This is a genomic window from Rhodococcus sp. 24CO, from assembly GCF_050586165.1.
Lineage (GTDB): Bacteria > Actinomycetota > Actinomycetes > Mycobacteriales > Mycobacteriaceae > Rhodococcus_F.
Map to the genome: position 1 here is coordinate 140,162 of NZ_JAZFNF010000007.1, position 22,378 is coordinate 162,539.

General features: G+C 61.3%; 27 protein-coding genes. 11 read left to right on the forward strand and 16 right to left on the reverse strand.

Features of this window, described 5'->3' with window-relative positions; all coding sequences use genetic code 11:
* Positions 1-19: 19 nt before the first annotated feature.
* Complete coding sequence (locus V2B23_RS18395) at positions 20-493, reverse strand: RDD family protein (protein WP_430951671.1); 474 nt, start codon at positions 491-493, stop codon at positions 20-22.
* 214 nt (positions 494-707) lie between these two features.
* Here V2B23_RS18395 and glnA point away from each other — a divergent pair, with 214 nt between their 5' ends.
* Complete coding sequence (gene glnA / locus V2B23_RS18400) at positions 708-2,144, forward strand: type I glutamate--ammonia ligase (protein WP_021344608.1); 1,437 nt, start codon at positions 708-710, stop codon at positions 2,142-2,144.
* Positions 2,145-2,206: 62 nt separating this feature from the next.
* On the opposite strand, the gene V2B23_RS18405 is transcribed toward glnA, so the two are convergent.
* Complete coding sequence (locus tag V2B23_RS18405) at positions 2,207-3,496, reverse strand: MFS transporter (protein WP_430951672.1); 1,290 nt, start codon at positions 3,494-3,496, stop codon at positions 2,207-2,209.
* A gap of 84 nt (positions 3,497-3,580) precedes the next feature.
* Here V2B23_RS18405 and V2B23_RS18410 point away from each other — a divergent pair, with 84 nt between their 5' ends.
* The gene (locus V2B23_RS18410) at positions 3,581-4,030 is read left to right on the forward strand and encodes a winged helix-turn-helix transcriptional regulator (protein WP_430951673.1); all 450 of its coding nucleotides are present in this window, start codon (positions 3,581-3,583) and stop codon (positions 4,028-4,030) included.
* A 690-nt stretch (positions 4,031-4,720) separates the two neighbouring features.
* Here V2B23_RS18410 and V2B23_RS18415 read toward each other — a convergent pair.
* The gene (locus V2B23_RS18415) at positions 4,721-5,326 is read right to left on the reverse strand and encodes a transglutaminase-like domain-containing protein (RefSeq protein WP_430951674.1); all 606 of its coding nucleotides are present in this window, start codon (positions 5,324-5,326) and stop codon (positions 4,721-4,723) included.
* A 10-nt stretch (positions 5,327-5,336) separates the two neighbouring features.
* Positions 5,337-6,545 (reverse strand): LppP/LprE family lipoprotein, encoded by a 1,209-nt coding sequence (locus V2B23_RS18420; protein ID WP_430951675.1) that lies wholly within the window; start codon positions 6,543-6,545, stop codon positions 5,337-5,339.
* Positions 6,546-6,667: 122 nt separating this feature from the next.
* Between V2B23_RS18420 and V2B23_RS18425 the strand changes: the two genes are divergently transcribed.
* Positions 6,668-7,015 carry a hypothetical protein gene (locus V2B23_RS18425; protein WP_430951676.1) on the forward strand — a complete coding sequence of 116 codons (348 nt, stop codon included), beginning with the start codon at positions 6,668-6,670 and terminating at the stop codon, positions 7,013-7,015.
* Between the two features lie 18 nt (positions 7,016-7,033).
* Here the strand turns inward: V2B23_RS18425 and V2B23_RS18430 are convergent, their stop codons facing one another.
* The gene (locus V2B23_RS18430; RefSeq protein WP_430951677.1) at positions 7,034-7,429 is read right to left on the reverse strand and encodes a PPOX class F420-dependent oxidoreductase; all 396 of its coding nucleotides are present in this window, start codon (positions 7,427-7,429) and stop codon (positions 7,034-7,036) included.
* Between the two features lie 116 nt (positions 7,430-7,545).
* Here V2B23_RS18430 and V2B23_RS18435 point away from each other — a divergent pair, with 116 nt between their 5' ends.
* The 3 genes from V2B23_RS18435 to V2B23_RS18445 all read left to right on the forward strand — a co-directional run bounded on the left by V2B23_RS18435 (position 7,546) and on the right by V2B23_RS18445 (position 10,350).
* The gene (locus tag V2B23_RS18435; RefSeq protein ID WP_430951678.1) at positions 7,546-8,820 is read left to right on the forward strand and encodes an inorganic phosphate transporter; all 1,275 of its coding nucleotides are present in this window, start codon (positions 7,546-7,548) and stop codon (positions 8,818-8,820) included.
* A gap of 11 nt (positions 8,821-8,831) precedes the next feature.
* Positions 8,832-9,176 carry a DUF3349 domain-containing protein gene (locus V2B23_RS18440; RefSeq protein ID WP_430951679.1) on the forward strand — a complete coding sequence of 115 codons (345 nt, stop codon included), beginning with the start codon at positions 8,832-8,834 and terminating at the stop codon, positions 9,174-9,176.
* Positions 9,177-9,336: 160 nt separating this feature from the next.
* The gene (locus V2B23_RS18445) at positions 9,337-10,350 is read left to right on the forward strand and encodes an alpha/beta hydrolase (RefSeq protein ID WP_430951680.1); all 1,014 of its coding nucleotides are present in this window, start codon (positions 9,337-9,339) and stop codon (positions 10,348-10,350) included.
* A 27-nt stretch (positions 10,351-10,377) separates the two neighbouring features.
* On the opposite strand, the gene V2B23_RS18450 is transcribed toward V2B23_RS18445, so the two are convergent.
* Positions 10,378-10,836: a DUF5994 family protein gene (locus V2B23_RS18450; RefSeq protein WP_430951681.1), complete on the reverse strand. Its 459-nt coding sequence runs from the start codon at positions 10,834-10,836 to the stop codon at positions 10,378-10,380.
* A gap of 149 nt (positions 10,837-10,985) precedes the next feature.
* On the reverse strand, positions 10,986-11,243 hold the full coding sequence (locus V2B23_RS18455) for a hypothetical protein (RefSeq protein ID WP_430951682.1): 258 nt from the start codon (positions 11,241-11,243) through the stop codon (positions 10,986-10,988).
* A gap of 155 nt (positions 11,244-11,398) precedes the next feature.
* Here V2B23_RS18455 and V2B23_RS18460 point away from each other — a divergent pair, with 155 nt between their 5' ends.
* Positions 11,399-11,632 (forward strand): hypothetical protein, encoded by a 234-nt coding sequence (locus V2B23_RS18460; RefSeq protein WP_430951683.1) that lies wholly within the window; start codon positions 11,399-11,401, stop codon positions 11,630-11,632.
* Positions 11,633-11,665: 33 nt separating this feature from the next.
* On the forward strand, positions 11,666-12,112 hold the full coding sequence (locus V2B23_RS18465) for a hypothetical protein (RefSeq protein ID WP_430951684.1): 447 nt from the start codon (positions 11,666-11,668) through the stop codon (positions 12,110-12,112).
* A gap of 24 nt (positions 12,113-12,136) precedes the next feature.
* Here V2B23_RS18465 and V2B23_RS18470 read toward each other — a convergent pair whose 3' ends face one another.
* Entirely contained in the window at positions 12,137-12,529 is a 393-nt protein-coding gene (locus V2B23_RS18470) for a VOC family protein (RefSeq protein WP_430951685.1), read from the reverse strand.
* A gap of 57 nt (positions 12,530-12,586) precedes the next feature.
* Here V2B23_RS18470 and V2B23_RS18475 point away from each other — a divergent pair, with 57 nt between their 5' ends.
* Complete coding sequence (locus V2B23_RS18475; protein ID WP_430951686.1) at positions 12,587-13,405, forward strand: helix-turn-helix domain-containing protein; 819 nt, start codon at positions 12,587-12,589, stop codon at positions 13,403-13,405.
* A gap of 17 nt (positions 13,406-13,422) precedes the next feature.
* On the opposite strand, the gene V2B23_RS18480 is transcribed toward V2B23_RS18475, so the two are convergent.
* From V2B23_RS18480 to V2B23_RS18490, 3 genes are read right to left on the reverse strand one after another with little or no spacing between them, the layout of a single operon-like run.
* The gene (locus tag V2B23_RS18480; protein ID WP_430951687.1) at positions 13,423-14,532 is read right to left on the reverse strand and encodes an LLM class flavin-dependent oxidoreductase; all 1,110 of its coding nucleotides are present in this window, start codon (positions 14,530-14,532) and stop codon (positions 13,423-13,425) included.
* Positions 14,532-15,374 carry a hydroxyethylthiazole kinase gene (gene thiM / locus V2B23_RS18485; RefSeq protein WP_430951688.1) on the reverse strand — a complete coding sequence of 281 codons (843 nt, stop codon included), beginning with the start codon at positions 15,372-15,374 and terminating at the stop codon, positions 14,532-14,534. Before thiM ends, V2B23_RS18480 begins: the two co-directional genes overlap by 1 nt.
* A 43-nt stretch (positions 15,375-15,417) precedes the next feature.
* Complete coding sequence (locus V2B23_RS18490; protein ID WP_430951689.1) at positions 15,418-16,326, reverse strand: sulfurtransferase; 909 nt, start codon at positions 16,324-16,326, stop codon at positions 15,418-15,420.
* Positions 16,327-16,469: 143 nt separating this feature from the next.
* On the opposite strand from V2B23_RS18490, the gene V2B23_RS18495 reads away from it, so the two are divergent.
* Positions 16,470-17,156 carry a GntR family transcriptional regulator gene (locus V2B23_RS18495; RefSeq protein ID WP_430951690.1) on the forward strand — a complete coding sequence of 229 codons (687 nt, stop codon included), beginning with the start codon at positions 16,470-16,472 and terminating at the stop codon, positions 17,154-17,156.
* Between the two features lie 57 nt (positions 17,157-17,213).
* On the opposite strand, the gene V2B23_RS18500 is transcribed toward V2B23_RS18495, so the two are convergent.
* The 4 genes from V2B23_RS18500 to gatC form a co-directional block, all read right to left on the reverse strand.
* A complete protein-coding gene (locus V2B23_RS18500) occupies positions 17,214-17,744 on the reverse strand; it encodes a hypothetical protein (RefSeq protein WP_430951691.1) in 531 nt (176 codons plus the stop codon).
* 81 nt (positions 17,745-17,825) lie between these two features.
* Positions 17,826-18,953, reverse strand: a complete 1,128-nt coding sequence (locus tag V2B23_RS18505; protein WP_430951692.1) for an NDMA-dependent alcohol dehydrogenase — start codon at positions 18,951-18,953, stop codon at positions 17,826-17,828.
* 217 nt (positions 18,954-19,170) lie between these two features.
* Positions 19,171-20,652, reverse strand: coding sequence for an Asp-tRNA(Asn)/Glu-tRNA(Gln) amidotransferase subunit GatA (gene gatA, locus V2B23_RS18510; protein WP_430951693.1), 1,482 nt, complete (start codon positions 20,650-20,652; stop codon positions 19,171-19,173).
* Entirely contained in the window at positions 20,649-20,948 is a 300-nt protein-coding gene (gatC, locus tag V2B23_RS18515; protein WP_430951694.1) for an Asp-tRNA(Asn)/Glu-tRNA(Gln) amidotransferase subunit GatC, read from the reverse strand. The genes gatA and gatC overlap by 4 nt, the downstream gene beginning before the upstream one ends.
* A 254-nt stretch (positions 20,949-21,202) precedes the next feature.
* Here gatC and V2B23_RS18520 point away from each other — a divergent pair, with 254 nt between their 5' ends.
* Positions 21,203-21,853 (forward strand): ACT domain-containing protein, encoded by a 651-nt coding sequence (locus tag V2B23_RS18520; protein ID WP_430951695.1) that lies wholly within the window; start codon positions 21,203-21,205, stop codon positions 21,851-21,853.
* A 23-nt stretch (positions 21,854-21,876) separates the two neighbouring features.
* On the opposite strand, the gene V2B23_RS18525 is transcribed toward V2B23_RS18520, so the two are convergent.
* Entirely contained in the window at positions 21,877-22,365 is a 489-nt protein-coding gene (locus V2B23_RS18525; protein ID WP_430951696.1) for a GNAT family N-acetyltransferase, read from the reverse strand.
* Positions 22,366-22,378 lie beyond the last annotated feature (13 nt).

Below are 22,378 nucleotides of genomic sequence, written 5' to 3' on the forward strand. Positions count from 1 at the left end.
TTTTTGTTCGATCGAATTGTCAGCGCGAGCGAACCAGGAGCGTGCCCGTCGCTCGGTCCTGCATTCCGCGTCCGTCGATGTCGGTGATTGTTGCCGGGATGACAAACACAAGTAGAGCCTGGCGAGCGAGAGCTCGAACAAAGCCGACCCGGATGGGTCCTTCGATTCGCGCCACCTGCAGGCCCATGACAAATTGCCCGGGAGTGAAGTTGAAGAGGGTCACCGTGAGGACGCCCACGATGAACCACACGATCAAGGTGATGGTCGACGTCTGGCCGTCGAAAAAATCTCCGGTGATCAGTGAGGCAACGCCGACCGCCATGGCCCAGTCGATCATGAGCGCACCCAGGCGTCGGCCAGAGCCGACAAGCGATCCCGGTCCGTCCTGGGGGAAGCCAAGATTCTCGCCGCGGTACGCCTGCTCACGTCCGTCGGCGTTCTTCGGCAAAGCTGCTTGCGGCCCCGAGAGCCAAGTTCCGGTGATACGTGCCATGCTGTCCAGGATAGGCGTCGTAGCACCGTAGTCCAGATTGCCGTGTTTTAACTGTGCAGCTGATCACACAGATTTCGGAAATCCCCAGGACAATTCGACGTGTAACACTGCCGAAACAAAGGGTTGACGAGCGGGCAACACCAGATACCTACCGTCTGGCTCGACGGATTCAACCTTTCATACAGTTGGCTGAAGCGACTTAAGGAGCACAAGCGTGGCATTCACCACGGCCGAAGAGGTCATAAAGTACATCGCGGACGAGAACATCGAGTACGTCGACATTCGCTTCAGCGACTTGCCTGGCGTACAGCAGCACTTCTCGATTCCTGCGTCTGCTTTCAACCAGGACGTGTTCGAAGACGGCCTTGCGTTCGACGGTTCGTCCGTCCGCGGGTTCCAGTCGATTCACGAATCCGACATGATGTTGCTCCCGGACGTCACCACGGCCCAGATCGACCCTTTCCGCAAGGCGAAGACCCTCAACATCAACTTCTTCGTCCACGATCCGTTCACCCGTGAGTCCTACAGCCGCGACCCGCGCAACGTTGCCCGTAAGGCCGAGGAGTACTTGGTCAGCACCGGCATCGCGGACACCGCATTCTTCGGCGCCGAGGCCGAGTTCTACATCTTCGACTCGGTTCGTTACGACTCCGGCATGAACTCCGCTTTCTACGAGCTGGATTCGGTTTCCGGTTCCTGGAACACCGGCGCTGAGACCAACGCCGACGGCTCCCCCAACCTCGGCTACAAGGTTCGCGCCAAGGGTGGCTACTTCCCCGTCGCTCCGTACGACCACTATGTGGACCTGCGCGACGAAATCTCCACCAACCTGACCAACGCGGGCTTCGAGCTCGAGCGCGGCCACCACGAGGTCGGCACCGGCGGACAGCAGGAGATCAACTACAAGTTCAACACGCTGCTTGCAGCTGCTGACGACCTGCAGCTCTTCAAGTACATCGTCAAGAACACCTGCTGGCAGCACGGCAAGTCCGCCACCTTCATGCCGAAGCCGCTCTTCGGTGACAACGGTTCGGGCATGCACGTCCACCAGTCCCTGTGGAAGGACGGCAAGCCCCTCTTCCACGACGAGTCCGGCTACGCAGGCCTCTCGGACATGGCTCGCCACTACATCGGCGGCATCCTGCACCACGCTCCGTCGCTGTTGGCCTTCACCAACCCGACCATCAACTCGTACCACCGTCTGGTGCCGGGCTACGAAGCTCCCATCAACCTCGTGTACAGCCAGCGCAACCGCTCGGCAGCTGTCCGTATCCCGATCACGGGCAACAACCCGAAGGCAAAGCGTCTCGAGTTCCGCGCACCCGACTCCTCGGGTAACCCGTACCTCAACTTCGCCGCGCAGATGATGGCCGGCCTGGACGGCATCAAGAACAAGATCGAGCCGATGGCTCCGGTCGACAAGGACCTCTACGAGCTTCCCCCGGAGGAGGCTCGCAACATCCCGCAGGCTCCGACCAGCCTCGAGACGGTTATCAACCGCCTCGAAGCCGATCACGAGTACCTGACCGAGGGTGGCGTCTTCACCACCGACCTGATCGAGACCTGGATCTCGCTCAAGCGTGAGCAGGAAATCGCTCCCGTCAACCTGCGTCCGCACCCGTACGAGTTCGAGCTCTACTACGACGTGTGATCCCGGTGGAGTGGCTGACCTGCACAGCAGTTCGCAGGTCTAGCCCTCCGTCCGCAGTACCTTCAGCCGAGTCCACCCGCTCCGCGATCGCACCATCGATCGCAGAGCGGGTGGACTTGTCTGCGTCCGTCGCCAGGTTCAGCGACAGGTGCCGCGCGCAGTCGGTCGATGATCCACACGCTCAGGGCAGCGGCAGCGTACGCACCACCCAGCACGCTCGCAGCACCCCAACCAGCAGCATGGAAAACCGCAGTCGTCGAGATCGCTCCGATTGCGCTGCCCAACGAATAGAACACCATGTAACTGCCGATGATCCGGCCAGCTGATTCCGGTGCATCCGCGACGATCAGGTTCTGGCTCGTGACATGCACGGCCTGGACGGCAAAATCCAGCACGATCACGCCGATTACGAGCAGAACAAGAGAGTGCGTCGCCTGCGCGCTCAATACCCACGAGAGCACGAGAACAACCAGGGACGCGCCCGTGACGCTCTGCGCTTTCCCCTGATCGGCCCACCGACCGGCGCCGACCGCGCCCAGTGCCCCGACTAGTCCGGCGATACCGAACAGCCCGATCTGTGTTGTCGACAACCGCCACGGCTCCTCGCTCAACGGCAGGGCCATGCCGCTCCACAGTGCATCGAAGGACGCGAACAGGAACAAGGTGATCACTGCCCGGGTACGAAATATCCGGTTCGTAGTCGTCAGTGTCACGACTGACCCGACTGCGCGCGCATACGTGCCCTGTTTGGGCCGCGAACGTACGTCTTTTGGCAACATCGTCACGGCGACGGCGGCGATCAGGATGGAAATGACGGCAGACCCCAAGTAGACCGTGCGCCAGCCGGCCAGATCAGAAACCATCCCGGCTATAGTGCGGGCGAGGATGATGCCCGCCACCACGCCGCTGGTGATGACACCGATGTTTGTTCCCCGTTCATCGGGGGCGCTGATCGCCGCAGCGTAAGCGACGATGACTTGAACGACTACCGAGAACACGCCTGCGACGGTGATGCCGATCAGCAGTTGCGTGTTCGTGGCGGCGAAGGCGACAAGAAGCGTTCCTGTTGCCGCAGCGGCGATCTGGGATGCAATCAGTTTCCTGCGATCCACCAGATCACCCAGTGGTACCAGCAGGATCAACCCCACCAGGTAGCCGAGTTGGGCGAGTGCAACGACCAGTCCGAGGGCTGCCGTGGGAAGAGAGAGGTCCGATCCGATCTGTTCGAGAAGCGGCTGGGCGTAATAGATGTTCGCCACCGAGACCCCGCAGAGCACGGCTAGCAGGATGCGAAGTCCCCGGAACATTCTCGGCTTGGCCGGCATGACTTCGCGTACGACACGATCGACCATCTTCCACCTCATTTGGTTGCGTTTTGATACCATTTTTAAGCTACGGCAAAACGGTTTTAAAACGCAACCACCTGAAGAGGCTTGATGACTACTCACACTCAGTGGACGGACTCGCACTGCCCCGTCGCAAGGACGACCGACATCGTCGGCGACCGGTGGTCACTGCTGATCGTGCGAGACGCCTTCGACGGCACACGGAGATTCAGTCAGTTTCAGCGAAACCTCGGTATCGCGAAGAACATTCTGACGGACAGGCTGAAAGGGCTTGTCGAGCAAGGAATTCTGGAGGCTCGATCAAACGAGAAGGGGACCCGGAACGAATATGTGCTGACGGAGCGTGGCATGGATCTGTTCACGGTGATCGTAAGTTTGCGGCAGTGGGGTGAACGGCACGCCTTCATCGACGGTGAACCACACTCGACGTTGATCGATGACACCACGGGTGATCCGGTGCCCACGCTTCGACTGGTCAATGCACGGAAGATCGGACTCGATGCGACCAACACTCACGTACGGAAGGTCGAACAAGATTAAAACCTCGCCGCAGCCAGTCGTGCTCACCGCCAAGGTTGATCACCGCCAGGCGCGGAGCGCTCCTTCCGCATCAGCATGATTGATCGCGCGGCCTAACCAAACAGCAAGAAAGGCCGCGGTTGCCGTCCAGCCCGTCAAAATTTCAACAATCAGCATGTCGCGATTGTGACACATGACCAAAATATGTAACTACAGATCGAATAACTATGTAACCCGGCTCACCGAGACGCACAAACTGATTCCTGATTTTGCGAGCGCAGGATCAGAAAAAAGTAGGTACCTATGTAGGTAATTCTGCCCGCGCATATCACGCCTTCCACTGACAGTGTCAAAACGTACCTACAACGTGATCGAAGGTGGCGGCAACGGATGAACCTCAGGGATCAACTGGACACGTGTCAGTTTCTACTGAACCGTGCCCAACTCGCAGGTGACGTCGACGCCATTCGGCGACTCTCAGAGCGTCGACTCGTGCTGGTTAAACAGCTAGCCAGCATGAGAGCTCACCTTCGTTTGGTGTAGGTACCAGCCGGGTCGGCGTAATTGGCGGCCCGGCTACCCCGCGATGTTTTTCCTCCGCCGAGTTGTCCGGGCCCGCCGCAAGTCCGGACGTATTACCTATCGCGCCGAGACGCAGCCAAGCTAAGACCACAGTTCAAATTTCACCATGTAGCCGTGGGCCCGAAAAACTCACGCATCCAGTGCTCTCGGTAAGCCCCCGTCCAGAAGGTCGAGAACGTTGGTCGCACCGCGAAGTGTGTCGACAACACACGCCGCAGTCGACGCGAATACCTGCGGGTAGTCGATCTCCCCCAGCGCCGGATCGACCGGCCAGGCAAGCCTTTCCGAGCCAAGTGAGAATTCCGCGTCCACCCCGACCTTGTTTCCGCGCGGATCTTGGCGATGCCAGGATCCTTCGAGATAGATCGCGACCAATCCGTGGAGCACGAAACTGTCGCGATCCACGAGTCGCTGGTAGCAGAGCCCAGTCGGAATTCCCTCGGATCGCAACAGTGCGGCCAGCAAGTGGGACTTGGCGTAGCAGAGTCCCACCCGCGCTTCGAGAACTTCCGTCGCGGTCAACGTCACTCTCGGATCCTGAACATCGTTGGAGTGCCCGACATTGTCTCGCACCCATTCGAATGCGGCCGTGGCGAACGCAGTCTCGTTGTCCGACTCCTGACGCAACTGTTGCGCCAAGGATCGGATAGCCGGGTCGGCAACTTGGATGATCTCGTCGTGCCCCAGGTAGTTCTGCGGAGCTCCCGCCTCGAGCAAGAGTTTTTCAGTCGCCATATCCAGAACCCTAGTTACAGCCGCTCATATTCATCAGCTCGGCCGGCAGATCGTTCTGCATGGCAACCTCGTTCCCGCCCCAGACGAAAGTAGCGGTCGCCAAGCCGCTCGGATTTGCGTTCGAGTCCATACCGCGCGGCCACCTGTACTGGACCGTTGCACTCGCGCTTGTGGAATCGACCACTGTGGTGAATCCGAACGCACATGACGTCGCAGTTCCGAGGTACTCACCGCGATGGAAAAACATCACGTGCTCCGGCGAACTGCCCGTGCCTCCCTTGGTTTCGACGACGGCATAGCTCAGGTCGGCACACGGATCGAAGTTCGTGTCCCCCATGAAGATCCATTCGATACCGGGGATCCTGGAATCGGCAGGAACCTGCGCGACGGCATTCGCGATCGCAGTGTTCTGGGAAGCGGTACCGCACTGGAGCGTTGACACCGTCGCGGGTTCGACGGCATTGTCGCCACACAGCCAGGGCCAGCCAGTCAGCTGCCGAAGATTCTGCGGCTCCGCACTGAAAGTCTCCTCTTCGCCGAACATCGATCCGTCCCCGGTCACGCCTCCGTTGGCAGCGTCATAGCTGTAGGAGGTGACCTTCATCGACGGCCGGCCGGTAGATCCGCCGTACGGCGAGGTGAAGGTCCACACCTCGATCGGTCGATCGATGTCGCCGGTGCAGCGGACAGCAGTGTCGTAACCCTCGCCGCGGTGCAGCTTCCACTCAACCGGGTTGCCTTCGTGCAGCGAGACCGGCGGCGACATCACCGCGAGTATCGAGTCCTCCCACGACCAGACCTTGTACGCGGCACTGCCCCCGAGATCGGATGTGGCGATGACTACTTCAGCCCCGGGACTCCCGTCGATGTCCCACGCTCCGACAAATCCACCGGTTCGTTGAACCGCCGGATCCGAGAGCATGGTGGACTCGGTCGCCGCCACCTGGGCTTCGGCGCCGACCATCGTGAGAACCACTATCTGATCGTCGACTCGGCCGATCGAATCGTCTTGGCCGTCCCCATCGACGTCCGCGAGCGCCACATCTATGCAGCGCAACCGTCCCGCACAGACGTCGGGTACGGATGGCTCCGTTGTCGTCGACGTCGAGATTTCCGCGCTCTCCCCCGACTGCGCCGCCCCGCCGACCGATTCCGATCCACACGCAGTGAGAACCACTACCGCTGACGCACACACAAAAACAGCCACCTTGGTTCTCACATTGCCCCCTGATCCGATCACCGTGGATACCCGAGAATCATAAGAGTCCCGCTGCGGTAATCAGGGTTAGGCTGGCGAACGAATCTCGAGACGGCACCATCGACATAACCGAGGATGGACCTATGAACACCTTCCAGAAGTCTGCGGCGGCCATCAACAAGGTTGTTCTCGCCGCGATGCGCGTGCCGCTTGTCGAAAAGCTCATCGGCGGTTCGACGGCCCAGATCACCTACACCGGACGCAAATCCGGCAAGACATTCACTTTGCCTGTGTCATACCGCCAGAAGAACGATGAACTTTTCATCGGAGTTGCACTTCCCCAGAAAAAGAATTGGTGGCGCAATTTCCTGAACGAGGGCGATCGGATGCTCGTCAAAATTCGGGGAATCGACCGCACAGGGCATGCAGTGAGCACCCGAGACGACAAGGGCAACGTGTCGGTAAAAGTGACCCTGGACCCGGTCAGCTAACTCACTACGACCCGGTAACTAGGACTGCACGGCGACAACGACGCCCACGTCGCCATAGGGAAACGAGCCCTTTCCGATATGGCCGAGCTTGTTGAAAAATTTCGAAATCGGCACCATCACACCATATTTCGCTTTTACTTTGCTCTGAATCTCATCGAAGTCGGGACCGGATCTCACCAAGGTAGCGGTCCCGGCGACAGGCACAGCACCGGGCGCCGGCTTCCCACGGTTGTTGCACGGCACCACAGTCACCCGCGAATTGTTCCGCAGCCGTTTTGCTTTGCCGGATCTCGAGGACGTCCAGAATCCGATGCGGCCGCCGGACAGCGGCACAACCCAGGTAGGTGTCACCACGCCGTCGCCGCTCTTCCGAAACGTGGTTACCGCGATAGTTTTCTCTTCGCCGAGGGACATCGATCGAGCGTATTCCTGTTCGGTCTGAGTGACCACAGAAACAATTCAGCTCGAGCAATCGAAGCATGGCTTCCGATTCCGTTTCACCGACCGTCTGTGCGGGAATATCAGTACACGTGAATGCGGACCTGATCGTTCTCCTGGTTGTTGTTGTCACCGCGCTCGGGTTCGACTTCACGAACGGTTTTCATGACACCGGAAACGCGATGGCCACCTCGATCGCTACGGGCGCGTTACGCCCCAAGGTCGCTGTTGCCCTGTCTGCATTGCTCAACCTGGTCGGAGCTTTCCTCTCCGTCGAGGTTGCCGCAACTGTAGCCAAGGGTGTGGTGAACCTCGGAAATGTCGGTGGACAAGCGCTGCTGACGATCGTCTTCGCAGGCCTTGTGGGCGGCATCATCTGGAACCTCGCCACTTGGCTACTGGGTATACCGTCGAGTTCCTCTCATGCACTGTTCGGCGGCTTGATCGGCGCGGCAGTTGCGTCGTTGGGCATGAACGGCGTCGCATGGAGCGGCGTCGTGAGCAAAGTGGTTATCCCGGCAGCGTTGGCACCCCTCATTGCCGGCTTGGTGGCAACAGCAGGTACATGGCTTGTCTACCGAATCACGTCGAATGTCCACGAAAACACCAAGGAGCGAGGCTTCCGCTTGGGGCAAATCGGTTCAGCCTCACTGGTTTCCCTCGCTCACGGGACCAACGACGCCCAGAAGACAATGGGCGTCATCTTCCTGGCTCTCATCGCACACGGCACCATCTCCGCCGACGCTCCGATGCCGTTCTGGGTCAAGTTGACCTGTGCACTCGCGATCGCGGCGGGCACGTATCTGGGCGGCTGGCGGGTTATCCGCACACTCGGCAAGGGCCTTGTCGAGATTGCCGCACCGCAGGGAATGGCTGCCGAAGCGTCCTCCGCTGCAATCATTCTCACCTCCAGCCACCTCGGTCTCCCACTGTCCACAACCCATGTGGCAACGGGTTCAATCCTTGGAACCGGTCTCGGTCGGAAAGGCGCCGAAGTCCGCTGGAGCGTCGCACGACGGATGGGTATCGCGTGGTTGATCACGCTCCCCTCCGCTGCAATCGTCGGGGCCGCGTGCTGGGGCCTGGTAAGCATCGTCGGTGGACTACCTGGCGTGCTTGTGGTTTTTGCAATCCTCATCGCGATGGCCACCTGGATGTACGTGCGCTCCCGTAGAGAACCCGTCGATTCCAGCAACGTCAACGCTGATTGGGACGGCGCTCTGGTTCCCGCCGACGTTCCGGGACCCGACGCCGTCGCCACAACCGAAACGATCGTCTCCACCGAAACCCTTGTCCCCACCGAAACCATCGTCCCCACCGAAACCATCGTCCCCACCGAAATCGAAGCCCAGCACCTACCGAACTGAAAGTAGTCACATTGCCTGCACCGATCCCATCCTTGGCACAGTCGATCCTTGCTTGGCTACGCGTCGGTTATCCCGAAGGGATCCCACCGAAGGACCGAATCCCGCTCATGGCATTGCTTCGCCGCCGGCTCACCGACGCGGAGGTTCGCGAAATCGCGATCGGTACTGCACTGGCCGAACTGATCGACGACAGCAGTGACCAGGTAATCCGAGGTGACGAGATCAGCGCCCAAATCACCGATGTGACAAGCCAAAGCGCTTCCGACGAGGACATCGCACGCGTCGCAGCAGTCCTGGCGGCGGCGGGCTGGCCGCTCGCCGATGTCGACGCCGACCGAGAGCTTCATCGCGATTGACCCCAAAGTGCCATTAGCGGCAAACGAACCGCTTCCGTATCAATGCAGTAACGGATCCGCAATTAACCGACTCCGCCCCGGACCGTTCGCGAGAATGCAGGTACTCGGGAGCTCTGCCGGATTTCTCGGGCACACCACTAAAGGGGCGGGAGTGGCGCGAATGCGATTTTTCCAACGAGGGTTGACGAAACAGATCCGACAAGGCAGGTCCAGTACACGGCGATGGTCCGGAACCGCGGCACTCGCCCTGATTCTCCCTTTGGCGATTGGACTGATCGGATCCTCGGTTGCCGCTGCAGCACCGGTGCGAACCGCACCATCCGGCGGCTACGAAGAAGTTTTTGTCGACTCCTCGATGGGGCCCGTCAAGGTTCAGATCCAGTGGGCGTCTCGCGGCGGCAACGCTGCCCTGTACCTGCTCGACGGGCTCCGTGCTCGCAATGACCGCAATGCCTGGAGCTTCGAGACAAACGCATTCGACCAGTTCCGCGAAAACAACATCACGTTGGTGATGCCGGTCGGCGGCCAGTCGAGTTTCTACTCCGACTGGTATTCCACGAGCAACCTCAACCGCCAACCGGTCACCTACAAGTGGGAAACATTTCTCACCCAGGAACTCCCCGCGTACCTCGATACCCGCGGCGTCTCGCGGACCAACAACGGCGTCCTCGGCCTCTCGATGGGCGGCAGCGCAGCACTGACCCTGGCCGCTTACCACCGCGACCAGTTCAAGTTCGCAGGATCATTCTCCGGGTACCTCAACATCTCCGCACCCGGCATGCGTGAAGCGATCCGGGTTGCGATGATCAGCGCCGGATCATTCAATGTCGACGCCATGTGGGGCCCACCGTGGAACTCGGCCTGGTTGCGTAACGATCCCCTAGTTTTTGCACCGGAACTCAGGGGCCTGTCGATGTATATTTCGGCGGCGAGTGGATTGCCGGGAGAATTCGACAAACCCCGACGACCGGTGGACTTCGTCAACACCGGCAGCGCCATCGGACTCGAAGCACTTGCCTTGCTCAACACGCGAGCGTTCCAGGTGCGGCTCAACACACTCGGTATTCCTGCCACATACAGCTTCCCGTCCAACGGGACACATTCTTGGCCGTACTGGGGCTCTGAGCTCTGGCATGCACGCGGCCAGATCCTCGACACGCTCAACGCCTGGTGAGTATCCGCGCGTGACACAGACCCCGCCTCACGGCACTCGATAGGTGTCTCCACGCGCAGGGTCCACCAGACGGCGCATGATGTCGTAGGCCCGATCCGGATCGACATACGGCGGAATCATCATCAAGACGAGTTGCCGACCGAAGATGTCGTCGAGATACATCAAATCTACGGGTTGACCTGGATACGGACCTCGAATTTCGAGTCCGTCGACCTCGTCGATACGGCGCTGCGCAGTGCTCACCGTGTTCCAGTCGAACGTAACCCGTGTAATCGGCCCAAGACGCAATGAGAGTGCTGATATCAGATCGTGTAGCTCCGCTGTGACGTTGGTGGTCCATGGGAACCAAGCACCGTCGACATGCGACTTCACCGCGCCCTGACCCCGCAGGAGAAACCGTGGTGTTCGAGTAGGCCAAGGAAATGGTTGACCGGGGTGTCGCGGTTGCGTATCCATCCCGAAGTCGAGGGTGTTTGTGCGCGCCATGACGGACGCCCCTTAGATAAAACGTTCATGGGACCGTCAGGCATACGCCGGATCGTGAGACCCATGTCATCCACAGTACGCCGTCCGAGCTGTCCGCAATCTCCTGCACGCCGTCAACCCGATCTCCGACTGCAAACCCGGAGCGGTGGTCAGCCGCCCAATTCGGCGATCATCTGACTCAATGACGCAGCAGCCAAGGTCAATTCGCTTTCGACCGGCGATTTCCCGCCGGACGGCAGTCGCTCGCTGAGTTGCTCGCGCGTCACGATGGAGATTCCGTCCGATTGGAATCCTTCCTCGTGCGGCTCGTAGACTGCGATACCGCCGTCGACGGCCACCAGTTCCGCGTGCGGGTTGCTCCTGAGAAGAGCGCGCAGGTGCTCGACAGTCACAGTCAGATCGTTCATGCGCATCTCTTTCGCGTCGGCAACACCACAACTGGGCATCCAGGAGGTACCCACTGACAGCGACTCGAAATCAGAGCCGAGAATTCCGGTTTCGCAACGCCCGCGACCGGGCACAGCGATCGAGTACAGCGCGAAGACGAATGGACGTGACGGCTATGGGCACGGAAAAGCAGTTATTCCTCGCGACACGTTTGGACGAGTTGATCAGAGACTTGGAAGCGGATGCACCATCAGCGCCTGCGCAAGGTGCCCCCGGCCATCCCGACGGGCTACTCGTCACCGCACAACGACATCGGGCGGAGGTTGACACAGCTGACGCCAAGCACATCGACGAGATCATGAACGCTCACTCGGAGATTGCCGCTGCGTGGTCGAGCAGATCAATGTAGCCCCACGAACGCACACTGCCGACGGAAGTGATCATGAGGGTATTGCGCGCAATCCTGACGAGCGTCGTGGTTGTGTGCGTCGTGGCCGTAGGTGTCTATCTCGTAATCCACAGGTCACCACAGGGCGATCCTTCGCGACCACTGGCGGATACGTCAGCGATCATCGACGGGCAACGGACGACGTGCGCCGAGTTGTTCGGCGAGACGTGCAGCTTCGACCTGCAATCCGAGTACAACCAGTGGGGTGAATCGATCGAGAGCTTCGTCAACTCCGGCGTGCTTGGACCCTACGCCCGCAGCATCGGATTTGTCCCCGCCGCGAAGCTGAGTCTGCAGGCCTGCGGAGTCAGCAACACCGCGGGCCGAACCGTTCTCGATTTCAATGTCCTGGTTCGGGCGGACCACCCCGAAGCCAGCACGACCGACCTCTTCCCATTCTGGAATGCATCCCGCCAATCTCTGTGTCCTGCAGCGCCTTAGCAACTGACGTTGAAGAAAACTGCGTTAGAGCGCGGCAAACAAATCGACGGTGTTTCCGTCCGGATCAAGGAGCACCGCATAGCGTTGCCCCCACACGGCGTCGAAGGGTTCCTTGTGCCCGGGAAAGTCTGCGGTGATGCGCGTGTACGCTTCGTCGACGGCCGCGGGGGTGCCGAAATCGAACGCCAATGCCACGGGGTGCCGACCGACTGCTGGGGCATATTCAGGGTCGAAACTCTTGATCGTCGACTCTGCATCCCACGCCAGTCGCAATCCGTTGTCGAAGGTGAACTCGACATGCGGGGCATCGGACGGCGTCTCGGGGATGTCGAGGCCCAGACTGCGGTAGAACGCCAGGGAACGATCGAGGTCGGTGGTGACAATTCCGACGAGGTCGAGACGAGGTGAAACCGACACTGTGTTCTCCTGTTTTTCGGTTCGAAAAGTAGTCGACGAGTGTGTGACGATCTAGAGATGACTGCCACGGACGCTCGCACCACACACGGTAGTCGCAGCGCGGGGTCCGGTCTTGAACAAAACGGCCACACATACGCCGAACAACGCCTCACGGGCACGGACCTCTTCAGTTGCCTGTGGACAAGCACGTCGTCCGCAGCAGAATCGATGCCGACCACGGCATCCGAGGAAACCGTCGCCGTTCACCGGATCATTCCGGATCTCTGCGCAGACTTCATCGTCGACAGCGCAGGCAAAGCCTGGCTGGTCGGCCCCGCGACCATCGCCGATCTGGTCACGACTGCTCCTGGCGTAACCCGGTGGGGAGTTCGTATCAATCCCCCGGCCTTGCGTTCGATACTCGGGACCGACGCGGAGATTGTGCAGGACTCCAAAATCGATTTCGGCGACGTGCTCTCGTCACGCCAGGCCCGGATACTGGCCGACGCGCTGCAAAGCACGCGCGTCGACGCAACACTCCTCGAAAACCTCTGGCCGAGCACCTATCCCGACGATACGGCCCGGATCGGCTATTCGGCGTTGACCGCGTCGCCCGATGCTCGGGTGCGCGACGTAGCAGCGGAATTCGGAGTTTCCGAGAGACATTTCCGCCGCACAATCGCTGCGTCGACGGGGCTGTCTCCGAAGACGATCCAGCGAGTCCAGCGTATGCAGAACGTGCTGACGCTGGCCCGCTGCACAAACACATCCGCGCGCACATCATTGGCAAGCCTTGCGGTGCACGCCGGATACGCCGATCAGGCCCATCTCTCTCGAGATGTTCAGGCACTGACCGGCGTCACTCCGAGTCAACTACTTCGCGAGCACGGCCGCTGACGCGAGTCCCGCAGAGATCAGTCCAGTTCGTCGAACCGTGGAATCAGGTACTCCGACACCCATTTTGCTTCTTCGATCAGGGGCCACCCGGCGAGAATGAGGGCGGTCAGGCCGGTGCGCTGCCGAAGGGTGCGCACCGAATCGGTGATCGAATCGGGGTCGCCGACGTAGTAGACCGCCGACGAACCCGTTCCGAAGATATCGAGCGGCGACCACGCGGTGATGCCGGCATAGAGCCCGTCACCGACATACAAGTCTTCAGGTTCGGGGAGCCGACCGGCCGCGATTGCATCGACCCACCCTTGGCGCTGCGAGTCGCGGGCGGTGAAGGTCTTGAGATCCTGCGCGCCGTGAGTGCGTCGACGCACCGCGTTGTCGAGAACCTCTGCAATCTGCTCGATGCCTGTCTTCTCGAACAGCGACCGGAATCGTTCGAGGGCTTCGCCTTTCGTAGGCCGGACGATCACGCCGGTCAACGCGCCGAAGTCTGTGAATTCGCGCCCAGCGGCAGTTGCCGCGTCCCGCGCAGCCGAGAACTTCTCCTCGATGAAGGAGGTTTCGCGGAGCATCGCCAGGTAGGTGTCGAGGACCTTCCCTGAATTTGCCAGGCCTGCAGGCGAATCCCCGGTCCCCCACAGCGGAACCTGGTGTCCCGCCGGTGCGTCGATGCGCAACGGAGTGTTCGGGAAGTTCGACTCGGTGCCCTCGGCGTAGATACGTCGGAAATCAGCCCAGTACTGCTCACCCAGTTCGTACCGTTGATCGTGGTCGACGTTCATGTCGTACTTGGTCAGGATGTTCTCGCGACCGTTGACCGAGTTGATCATCAACCTGCCACCGCTGAAAGCGTCGAATGTCAGCGCCTTTTCGGCCAGCAAACGTGCCGGTGTCATGTTCGCGTAAACCGCAACCAGGAACTTCATACGACTGGTATGGGCTGCGGCCCACGTCGCGGAAATGAACGGATCGTTCGGCCAGGTCGCTACCAGAGCGCCTTCGAATCCGCCGTCGTCGATCGTCTTCGCAAGTTCGATCTGCCGCGCGCCGTCCACCGGGTACAACCCGCCGGGGCTCCACGGGTAGTCGCCGTCGGCCTGGGTGAGGTACCAGAAAGTCTTGACGCTCATCAGTTCTGCGCTCCAGCCGGCAGTTCGAAGGATTCGACGCGGGCCCGCGCCCGAATGGTGTCGGCATCGACGGCGTGGAGCGCGTCCAGATAGGCAACCGCAAACGATCCGGGGCCGGTGGAGTTCGCCTCGGCAATCTCGGACGCAACAGCAACGTGGGTGTGGGCTGCAACAAGTCCTTCCAGCGGCGTCTGTGCCACCGCAAGATACGCAGCAACAAGGCCACCCAAGGAGCATCCCGTGCTGGTGACACGGGGAAGAAGTGCACTGCCGCCCGAAATCTTGACGCCGACAACAACGCCGTCACGATCACGTCCGACGACGTAATCAACTGGACCCGAGGCAGATACCGCGTCCGTGTGCTTCAGCAGGGCAAGCGCCGCCGGAACAGCGTCGACCGAATCGGATGCACTGTCGACGCCGCGGGTATCGCCACCGAGACCGGCAAGCGCGATGATCTCCGACGCGTTTCCGCGGATTGCGGTCGGGTGGAACCGAAGGAGGTCAACGGCAATCTCACTGCGCCAGGGCAATCCGCCGACACCGACCGGGTCGAGCACCCACGGTGTACCGGCGCTCTGTGCTGCTTCGGCTGCAACTCGGAAAGCTGCTGCGGTTGCGTCATCCGGTGTTCCGAGATTAACCAGAACCCCTCCGGCGATCGCTGCAAATCCGGCCGCCTCATGGACATTGTCGATATGCGCATTGCTCGCGCCTGCCGCCAAGAGAACGTTGGTCAGAAAGTTGGCGGAGACGATATTGGTCAGTGATTGAACGAGCGGCACCTGCGCACGAAGCGCCTCGAGCGCCGAGGCAACAGTGTCAGCGGAGATGTCAGACATGGAATTTCCTTCGAGAATGTGAGGTCGGTACTGGGCCGGGCGATCAGGACTCGCGACATCGATCGTCTTCGACGGGCCCGGTTCCCGTGACCATCGGCAAGGTGGGATCGGCGGTCCATTCCTCGAGAGAACCGTCGTAGACCTTGATGGCGTCGTACCCGCTCATCACCAGGCCGAGCGCGCTCAGACACGCGGAAACGCCTCCGCCGCAATAGATGATGATCGGTACGGCACTCGCCGACAGTTCCTGCGCACGGACGGAGACATCCGCGGCCGGGCGCATCAATCCGTTGTCGTCCAGCAAGCTTTTTGCCGACAGATTCCGGCTTCCCGGGATGTGCCCACGACGCGAGTATCTGGTCTTCTCGGTTCCGGCAAATTGTTCAGGTGACAACGCACAGACAAGGGTGCCTGCCAAGTCGCCCGCCGAGACCGCGGCGACATCGTCTCGATCAGCCCACAGGTCCAGATCGACAACGTCCCACGGCGCACCAGACTGCGCAGGTGCTCGCTCCTCACCCGATTCGACCGCGAACCCGTGCCACGTCCAGGCAGCCAATCCGCCGTCGAGGATCCGCGCGTCGATTCCCGCGTTGCGCAGCACCCACCACAGCCGCGACGCCCAGGTCATCGAGCCTTGGTCGTAAAGGACGATCGTCGCGCCCTCGCCGATCCCGGCAGCAGCCAGATCGAAAGCCAATTGCTCGGCCGTGGGCTTGGTGAAGTGCAATGAAGCATTGCGGTCGGAGAACGTCGTCATGAGGTCGACGTGTCGAGATCCGGGAATATGCGCGTCCAACCAGCCTTCATAGCCCGATTCGGGGCGGTAATCACCGTCGAATCGTGCGGGCGGGAAATGCACCGTGACGTCGAGAACTACGACGTCGCTGCCAGTCAGCAGCTGCGCCAGCGCCTCACTGCCGATCAACGGCGTGACCGATGTCTGTGTCACCGAAGCACCTCTCCCTAGTTGAACCAACCGAGCAGAAACCAACGCTCACGAACTTAAGTGAGTACTAGCGTATACGCAAGTACTCATGCGTTGTCAGTGGCATAATCAAACACGCTTCACTCACGGAGAAGGAACGGGGAAACATGGGCGTCGAGGAAACCACGACCAGCGCAGAACTACTGGTGCCCGAGGCAGCACTGGGACGTTCCGACCAGACGTCCCGCCAGTACCTTCGGTTGCGCGCCGACATCCTCGATGGCAAGTTTGCCCAGGGCGCCCCACTACACGAAACCCAATTGTGCGAAACCTACGGCGCCTCCCGCACACCTATCCGGGAAGCCCTCAATTGGCTTGCGCACGACGGACTTCTCGAGCGCGCCGCCCGTGGCTTCCGAGTGCGATCCGGAACTCCCGAAGACGTCATCGAAATCTACGCTGCGCGAGTGGCTTTGGAGTCCGAGGCTGCCGGGGCGGCGGCGCTGCGACATACCGAGTTGGACCTTGCGCGCCTCGAAGGCCTTCACGAACAGTGCTGCACGGCAACTGACGGCGCCGCGATTCGGGCCGGTAATTTCAAGTTCCACGAAGCCCTCTGGCAGTCCGCACACAACGCGACGATCACGTCACTCCTGATCCGGTTGACCACGCAATTGCGGATCTACGACAGCGGTCCGCCCTCCAACTACGGTGAACCTGATCTACTGAACTCCGAGCATCAAGACATCCTGAACGCGATACGAAGTCGCGACGAGAAGTCCGCTCGAGTACATATGCGGGCTCACCTCGAACGCAGCCGTGAGCAGCGCATCAAGATGTTTGCAGGTCGCTGACCCACTACACAGCATTAGGCATCAACCCATGCCGGTTCGACGCGATTTCTCTACGCGCTACTGCGGTTGGTCGATCACACTCGACGGCACTACGTCGTAGACCTCTTCAGCCGGTCGCGCCATCACTCGATCAGCCATCTCCTGCTTGAGTACCACCAACCGAGCCTCCTCCTCGGTGCTTCGCCGGGGAGTGCGTGACAGCTCGATGAATTCGTCCACGACGAAGCCCTCACGCAGGATCAGCGTGACACTCTCATCGCGATAGTCGATCTGGAATACATACATTTCCAGCGTAATTCCCCGCTCGGGGCGGGCAAGGGAACCGTCGACGGTGTATCGATCTTCGGTGACTGCGCGAGTGACCAGTTCGACAGTGTCCCGCACTCCAGGGCCACCGTGCGATGTTGTGACGACAAGCTCGCGCCGCTCGACGGGCTCATCCTGCCCCAGGACTCCGAGGGCCCGTTCGAGCACTTTGTAGGCGTGGGCAACACCGCCGGGCGCCAAAGGTCCGTGGTAGCGCAGGGCGTCGGCGAAGGTGAAGTCCAAGGTGGTTCCCTGATCGATCACCGTGAGGCTGTTGGCCATGCCAGAATCCTTGCAGAAAATCGGGCTCTCCGGCACCACTGCCGGAGAGCCCTAATCAAGGACAGTCAAGGACAGGCAGGGTCAGTAGTCGTCCTCGGTGTAAATGATCATGCCGCGCAAGTTCTTACCCGCGAGCATGTCGGCGTAGCCCTCGTTGATCTCCTCGAGTTTGTAGGTTTTGGTCACCAGCTCGTCGAGTTTGAGTGCGCCGCTGCGGTAATGATCGAGCAGCTTGGGAATCTGGGAACGCGGCCCGACGCCTCCGAAGATGGCCCCCTGCAAGCGCTTCTGCAGCAGTGTCAGCTCGAACAGGCTGAGCGTCACCTGCGAATCGGCGTAATGGCCCATGCCGACCACAACAACCTGACCGCCCTTACCGGTGGCACTGAGGGCAGGTTGAATGATGTCGCCGTGAATCTCTCCGACGGTGATCACGGTGACGTCGGCCATCTTGCCCCACGTGAGTTCACCGATCGCGGGGATAGCTTCTTCGAGCGATGCGAAGGTATGTGTTGCGCCGAATTCCTTGGCCTTCTGCCGCTTGAATTCAACCGGGTCGATCGCAACGACAAAACGCGCGCCCGCCGACGCTGCACCCTGCACGGAGTTGATACCGACACCGCCGACACCGATCACCACGACCGTGTCACCGACCTTGGCGCCGCCGATAGCCGTCGCCGATCCCCAACCGGTCGCGACGCCACAGCCGAGCAGCGCTGCCTTGTCGAGTGGGATGTCCTTCTCGATCTTGATCACCGAGGACTCGTTGACCGTCACATACGGAGAGAACGTGCCGAGCAGGCACATCTGAATGACGGGCTCCCCATCGAGCGTGACTCGATACGAATTGTCCGAGATGGACTGTCCGGTAAGCAGACCCGCCCCCTGGTCGCAGATATTCTGCAATCCCTTTGCACACGACGGACAGCGTCCACAGGCCGGAATGAACGCCAGCACAACGTGATCGCCTTCGGTGACGCTCGTAACGCCCGGCCCCACCTTGGTCACCACTCCGGCACCTTCGTGCCCACCCAAGGCAGGATAGAAGGGAAGCGGGCTTGCACCCGTCCGCAAGTGCTCGTCCGAATGGCACAGCCCCGATGCGGCGAGCCGAACCTGCACTTCTCCGGAAATCGGATCCCCCAAGTCGATCTCTTCGATCTCCCACGGCTGACCTGGCGCCTTGACTACTGCTGCCTTGACCTTCACCAGCACTCCTCGAAACTATTCGTGATGCACGGACGACGACGGACCGAATCAGGACTTGTGTCCCCGATCACACTCCACCTACGAGTGTGCCCGATGAGGACCAAAAATATCGCCGCTCAGACGATCACGTTCAGACGCGACAATCCCGTCAACAGAGAAAACAATGCCGCCACCGAGAGACACGGTGACGGCATTGTCGAAAGCACGAGATCTTCGCTCAGACAGCGGTACCGATCGGTCCACGCGCTGCTTCGTACGCCGCACCGACGCGGTACAGACGCTCGTCCGCCATGGCCGGAGCCATGATCTGCAGACCGACGGGCAGATTATCGTCCGCCGAGAGACCCGACGGCACCGACATGGCGCAATGGCCGGCCAGGTTGGTGGGCAGGGTGCAGAGGTCGGAGAGGTACATCGCGAGTGGATCGCCCACCTTCTCCCCCAGCTTCCACGGCGTGAACGGGCTGGTCGGCGAGACCAGAACGTCGACCTGCTCGTACGCCTTGTCGAAATCGCGAGCGATCAGAGTGCGAACCTTCAGGGCCGAGCCGTAGTAGGCCTCGTAGTAGCCCGAGGACAGTGCGTAGGTGCCGATCATGATGCGGCGCTTGACCTCCGGACCGAAGCCGGCAGCGCGGGTGGCTGCCATGACCTGGTCGGCGCTCATGTTGCCGTCGTCGACACGCATGCCGTAACGCATGGCGTCGAAGCGTGCCAGGTTGGACGAGACCTCACTGGGCAGCACCAGGTAGTACGACGCGAGCGCGTACTCGAAGCTCGGGCACGAGACCTCCACAACCTCGGCACCGAGAGCCTTCAGTTGCTCGACTGCAGCGTCGAAGGACGCGATGACGCCGGGCTGGTAGCTGTCGGAGTGCAGCTCCTTCACGACACCGACCTTGACGCCGCGCAGGTCGCCGTTGGCACCTTCACGAGCCGCGGCAACCACCGGACGCACGGGAGCGTCGATGGACGTGGAGTCACGCGGATCATGTCCGGCGATGACCTCGTGCAGGAGCGCGGTGTCGAGCACGGTGCGACCACACGGGCCACCCTGATCGAGGGACGACGCACACGCGACAAGACCGAAACGCGAGACTGTTCCGTACGTGGGCTTGGTGCCGACGGTTGCTGTGACTGCGGCCGGCTGTCGAATGGATCCACCGGTGTCGGTGCCGATGGCCAAGGGCGCCTGACGGGACGCGAGCGCTGCTGCGCTACCGCCGCCCGAGCCGCCAGGGATACGCGTGGTGTCCCACGGGTTACGCGTCGGGCCGTACGCCGAGTTCTCGGTGGAGGAACCCATCGCGAATTCGTCGAGGTTGGTCTTGCCGAGAATCGGAATGCCTGCGGCGCGAAGCTTGCTCGTCAGGGTCGCGTCGTACGGCGCTACCCATCCTTCGAGCATTTTCGACGCACAGGTCGTCGGCATGTCCGTGGTGGTGAAGATGTCCTTGAGCGCAATCGGCACACCGGCGAGGGGTGACACGGGCTCGTTTCCGGCTGCCAGGGAGCTGTCGACTGCAGCGGCGGCTTCGAGCGCCTGCTCACCAGCGACGTGCAGGAAGGCGTGGTACTCGGAGTCGACTGCAGCGATGCGATCGAGGTGCGCCTGGGTGACCTCTACGGAGGACACCTCACGCGAATGGATCTTGTCTGCCAGAACCGAGGCGTCCAGCGTTGTCAGGTCGGCGGTCATTCGCCCTCTCCAAGGATCTGCGGAACGGCAAAGCGATCCTGTTCGACTGCGGGTGCACCGGACAACGCCTGATCCGGGGTCAACCCCGGCACGATGACGTCCGGTCGGGTGACGTTGGTGACGGCATTGGGGTTCGCCATGGGCGGAACGTCGTCGGCCGCAACCTCGGTGACCACCTTGACGTGGTTGAGAATCGAATCCAACTGACCGGCGAACTCGTCGAGTTCTGCCTCGGACAGTGCGAGTCTGGACAGCCGCGCGAGGTGCGCGACCTCGTCACGGGAGATGGCAGGCACCGCGGGGCCCCTTTCGGAAGAGGACGTAATCATTGCCGGTCCAGCCTAGTTGCTCGGCTCAGCAGACTTGTAGTCGCGCCTCGCGTGTCCACCGCCACGTCCGGTTCGACCGAAGTGTTTCGGTCATGTCACAACCTCGTACAGCCGGTGTGACGGGGCCGCGGCGCCGACCATCGACACGGCGACAAGTGCAAAGATGACTTACAGCGCGGGTCACCACGACCCGGGCGAAAACCGAAAGCGAAAGGACGAACGTGTCATACCTGCTCCGCGTCAGTCTGCCCGACCGTCCCGGTAGCCTCGGCGCACTCGCCGTCGCACTGGGTTCCGTCGGAGCCGACATTCTCTCCCTCGACGTCGTGGAGCGAGGCGACGGTTTTGCCATCGACGATCTTGTAGTCGACGTCGAACCGGGAGCGCTACCGGACACTCTCATCACGGCAGCCGAGCATCTCCCCGGCGTATCGGTGGATTCCATCCGTCCGTACGCGGGAATCCTCGACACCCACCGTGAACTCGAACTCATCGACTCCGTCGCCACCGCACAAGACGATCGACTCCAGGTACTCGTGGACGGCGCCCCGCGAGTACTGCGGGTGGGTTGGTCCGTCATCGTCGATATCGGCCCGCAAGGGGCATATCGGGTGGTCGGCAGCTCGGGTGCACCCGAAACTCACGCCACCGAGGTCCCGTGGATGCCCCTCGAGAAGCCGGCCGTCCTCGACGGTGAGGCCGAGTGGGTGCCCGAAGTGTGGCGCGACATGGATACCAGCCTCGCCGCTGCACCCCTGGGCTCGGGTGGTCGCGTCCTGATGCTCGGACGCCCCGGTGGGCCGGAATTCCGGCCGTCGGAGATTGCCCGGCTGGGTTATCTCGCCGGGATCATCGCGACAGTTCTGAGCTGACCACGACAGTTCTGGGTTACTACTCAGGCCAGATCGCGCACCAAGACGGTCAACTCCATGCCCCGGATCGGTTCCCACGCCCGGTCCGGGTCAGGGACAAATCCGTTGCGATCGTAGATACGACGCGCGTCGACCATCTCGGGTTGAGTCGACATGACCACCGAGTGATCGCCACGGTCGTACGCCTCGGCGATCACGGCGCGTACCAAAGCCGTACCCGCTCCCGATCCGCGAGCATCGGGTGAGACTGCAAGCATGCGGAATTCGAGTTCGCCGGACTGCGCGACGTCCGCGAACGGTGTTCCCGGTTCTGCCACGGTGAGCGATCCCACAACGCGGTCACCGAGAACCGCGACCAGCACTCGGCCGTCCTGCGCCCGAGTTGCCGTGTCGCGCAGACGCTCCGCGTACGGGGTTCCTTCGGCAACAAATCCGCCACCCACGTAGGCCTGCACAGTCAGCTCCCCTACCGTGTCGAACTCGTTGGGGAGGATTTCGCGAATCTCGATCATGGCGTCACTATTG

Bases quoted from the DNA above. Each gene is read 5' to 3' on its own strand.
- V2B23_RS18395 (WP_430951671.1), bottom strand. From the start codon at position 493: ATGGCACGTATCACCGGAACTTGGCTCTCGGGGCCGCAAGCAGCTTTG.
- V2B23_RS18405 (WP_430951672.1), bottom strand. From the start codon at position 3,496: ATGGTCGATCGTGTCGTACGCGAAGTCATGCCGGCCAAGCCGAGAATG.
- V2B23_RS18410 (WP_430951673.1), top strand. From the start codon at position 3,581: ATGACTACTCACACTCAGTGGACGGACTCGCACTGCCCCGTCGCAAGG.
- V2B23_RS18415 (WP_430951674.1), bottom strand. From the start codon at position 5,326: ATGGCGACTGAAAAACTCTTGCTCGAGGCGGGAGCTCCGCAGAACTAC.
- V2B23_RS18425 (WP_430951676.1), top strand. From the start codon at position 6,668: ATGAACACCTTCCAGAAGTCTGCGGCGGCCATCAACAAGGTTGTTCTC.
- V2B23_RS18430 (WP_430951677.1), bottom strand. From the start codon at position 7,429: ATGTCCCTCGGCGAAGAGAAAACTATCGCGGTAACCACGTTTCGGAAG.
- V2B23_RS18445 (WP_430951680.1), top strand. From the start codon at position 9,337: ATGCGATTTTTCCAACGAGGGTTGACGAAACAGATCCGACAAGGCAGG.
- V2B23_RS18450 (WP_430951681.1), bottom strand. From the start codon at position 10,836: ATGGCGCGCACAAACACCCTCGACTTCGGGATGGATACGCAACCGCGA.
- V2B23_RS18455 (WP_430951682.1), bottom strand. From the start codon at position 11,243: ATGAACGATCTGACTGTGACTGTCGAGCACCTGCGCGCTCTTCTCAGG.
- V2B23_RS18460 (WP_430951683.1), top strand. From the start codon at position 11,399: ATGGGCACGGAAAAGCAGTTATTCCTCGCGACACGTTTGGACGAGTTG.
- V2B23_RS18465 (WP_430951684.1), top strand. From the start codon at position 11,666: ATGAGGGTATTGCGCGCAATCCTGACGAGCGTCGTGGTTGTGTGCGTC.
- V2B23_RS18475 (WP_430951686.1), top strand. From the start codon at position 12,587: ATGACTGCCACGGACGCTCGCACCACACACGGTAGTCGCAGCGCGGGG.
- V2B23_RS18480 (WP_430951687.1), bottom strand. From the start codon at position 14,532: ATGAGCGTCAAGACTTTCTGGTACCTCACCCAGGCCGACGGCGACTAC.
- thiM (WP_430951688.1), bottom strand. From the start codon at position 15,374: ATGTCTGACATCTCCGCTGACACTGTTGCCTCGGCGCTCGAGGCGCTT.
- V2B23_RS18495 (WP_430951690.1), top strand. From the start codon at position 16,470: ATGGGCGTCGAGGAAACCACGACCAGCGCAGAACTACTGGTGCCCGAG.
- V2B23_RS18500 (WP_430951691.1), bottom strand. From the start codon at position 17,744: ATGGCCAACAGCCTCACGGTGATCGATCAGGGAACCACCTTGGACTTC.
- gatA (WP_430951693.1), bottom strand. From the start codon at position 20,652: ATGACCGCCGACCTGACAACGCTGGACGCCTCGGTTCTGGCAGACAAG.
- V2B23_RS18525 (WP_430951696.1), bottom strand. From the start codon at position 22,365: ATGATCGAGATTCGCGAAATCCTCCCCAACGAGTTCGACACGGTAGGG.